Origin of the sequence: Thiocapsa sp. (genome assembly GCF_035467215.1) — a bacterium.
In the GTDB taxonomy this organism is placed as follows: Bacteria; Pseudomonadota; Gammaproteobacteria; order Chromatiales; family Chromatiaceae; genus Thiocapsa.
In genome coordinates this window covers 1-2,617 of the sequence record NZ_DATITZ010000079.1, presented here as the reverse complement: position 1 = coordinate 2,617, position 2,617 = coordinate 1, and the positions used below count along the sequence as shown (strand labels likewise).

Genomic DNA, 2,617 nt, shown 5'->3' with positions numbered 1-2,617 from the left:
GTTCGAGGTCATCGGGTAGGGGCGACTCGACCTCATGCCGTCGCTCGGCCCCTTCAAGCTGAAAGCTCAAGGCAGAGGCGTGCAAAAACAAGCGCGACAGGCCCTGCGCCTTGAGTGCGCGATTCGCGGTCTCGTCGCCGTATTTCGGGTCGCCCGCCAAAGGGGTTCCCAGATGAGCGGCATGGACGCGGATCTGATGGGTACGTCCGGTGATCAGCTCGGCTTCGACCAGGGTGAGCACACCGACGTCCGAACCGAAGCGCCCCAGACGTCGAAACACCGTGCGCGCCGGCTTTCCCTCTTCCGGGTCGACCTGGACCATCCGCTCGCCGCCCTGCAACACGTTTTTCTTGAGCGCCGCGTCCACGCTCACCTTCGAGCGCTCCAGCTCGCCGACGATCAGTGCCAGATAGCGCTTGTCTATCCCGCCTTCACGGATCAGCTCGTGAAGCTCGCGCAGCGCACTGCGTCGCTTGCTGATGACGATGCAGCCGGAGGTGTCGCGATCCAGTCGGTGAACCAGCTCCAGCTCGCGGCCGGGCCGCAGCTCGCGCAGTGACTCGATCAGGCCGTAGCTCAAACCACTCCCGCCATGCACGGCCAAGCCAGCGGGTTTGTCGATGACCAGAAGGCGCTCGTCCTCGTAGAGCACAGCCTGGGCAAGCGGTGCGAGACGCGACGCAGGCACCCGGGCCGGCGTTCCCGGCAGCGCCGTGCGCACCGGCGGGATGCGCACCAAATCACCCGTGCGCAGCCGATGACTGGCCTTGACCCGTCCCTTGTTGACGCGGACCTCGCCGCGTCGCATCACCCGATAGAGATGACTGCGCGGCACACCTTTGAGATGGCGCAAGAGGAAGTTGTCGATGCGCTGCCCGTCGGACTCGGCATCCACACAGAGCACGCGTACCGCCGAATCGTCCCGCGGTTCGGAGCCCTTCGCCGGAGCGCCCTTGGGACCGGCCCGCTCGGAAACCGGGCGGCTACGGGAGACGTCCCGGCCCCCTGTCGCGCGGGCGGATGCATGCTTGCTCGGACGGCGGTCGGCACGGGGGTGGGGTCGATTCACGAATGATGGCGCCTGCCTGGGTGGCTCAATTGATGCTAAATAAGGTTTACTGATACACTTGGACGCTTGCGCTGGCCAGCGGAAACGCGATTTTTCCCGGAGCGGCGAGCGCAGCCAAGGGTCGATCACCTGCCGGAGCGAGTGGAGTCGAATTCACTCGGAAGGCCCGACCCTCATGCCGGCATCCGATGTCCGAACAGGCCGATGCGCGGGATCTCGAGTGGTGTCGCGGACTCGCTTCGTCGAGTGACCGCGCATTCTACACCCTGTGAGCGCCGCGCGCCCTGTACGACGGCAGTTCAGCGCAGCCGGCGCCAAGCTCGCCGCTCCCTAGATCGACCCCTCCACCCAGGCGGGCCGATCAGGTGCGAGCGCCCCTACGGGCGCTCGTCGACGACAAAACACTACTGACCACGCGCGTGCCCGTCGGGGCGGCTCTAGAGCTCGCTCGAACGGATGCTGCCGATACCGTCGGGCCGATTCGCCGGCCCGACGGCGACACGCCGATCCGCCCGCGGCTTTGCCGGGGTGCACGGCGAGCAGTCCCCGAGACGGGAGCCGCGTCGTGGTGCGGAATACAACCCTATGAAACGCATGCTGATCAACGCAACTCAGCCCGAAGAGTTGCGTGTTGCGACCGTCGACGGTCAACAGCTTTACAACCTGGATATCGAGTCGCCCGGCCGAGAACAAAAAAAGGCCAACATCTACAAAGGCATCATCACCCGCGTCGAGCCCAGCCTCGAGGCCGCCTTCGTCGACTACGGTGCCGATCGGCACGGCTTCCTTCCACTCAAGGAGATCGCACGGGCCTACTTCGAGCCCGACAGCGTCAAACCCGGCTCGCGCGTCAGCATCAAGGAGTCGGTTCGCGAAGGCCGCGAGGTCGTCGTCCAGATCGATAAGGAAGAGCGCGGCAACAAGGGCGCGGCACTCACGACCTTCATTTCGCTGGCCGGGCGTTATTTGGTGCTGATGCCCAACAACCCTCGCGCCGGCGGGGTCTCGCGACGCATCGAGGGCCAGGACCGCAGCGAGCTGCGCGACGCCATGAGCCAGCTCGAGATTCCCGAGGACATGGGCCTGATCGTCCGTACCGCGGGCGTGGGCAAGAACGTCGAGGAGCTCCAGTGGGATCTGGACTACCTGCTCCAGCTCTGGAAGGCGATCGAGACCTCCGCGGAGGGCCGCAAGGCGCCCTTCCTGATCTATCAGGAAAGCGACGTCATCATCCGCTCGATCCGCGACTACCTGCGCGTGGACATCGGCGAGATCCTGATCGACAACAAGGCCGTCTTCGAGCGTGCCGAGAGCTTCATCCGGCAGGTGATGCCAAGCAATCTGAAGAAGCTCAAGCTCTACCAGGACGAGGTCCCGCTCTTCACCCGCTATCAGATCGAGAGCCAGATCGAGTCGGCCTTTCAGCGCGAGGTGCGCCTGCCCTCGGGCGGCTCCATCGTCATCGATCACACCGAGGCGTTGACCTCCGTGGACATCAACTCGGCGCGCGCCACCAAGGGCGCGGACATCGAGGAGACCGCGCTCAAC

2 protein-coding genes are annotated in these 2,617 nt (G+C 65.2%); one reads left to right on the top strand and one right to left on the bottom strand.

Annotated elements, in window-relative coordinates; genetic code table 11:
• A partial coding sequence (locus VLR48_RS04090) for an RluA family pseudouridine synthase (protein ID WP_325290556.1) occupies positions 1 to 904 on the bottom strand: 904 nt, incomplete at its 3' end.
• A gap of 750 nt (positions 905 to 1,654) precedes the next feature.
• Between VLR48_RS04090 and VLR48_RS04085 the strand changes: the two genes are divergently transcribed.
• The coding region (locus VLR48_RS04085) for an Rne/Rng family ribonuclease (protein ID WP_325290555.1) at positions 1,655 to 2,617 on the top strand (963 nt) is incomplete at its 3' end.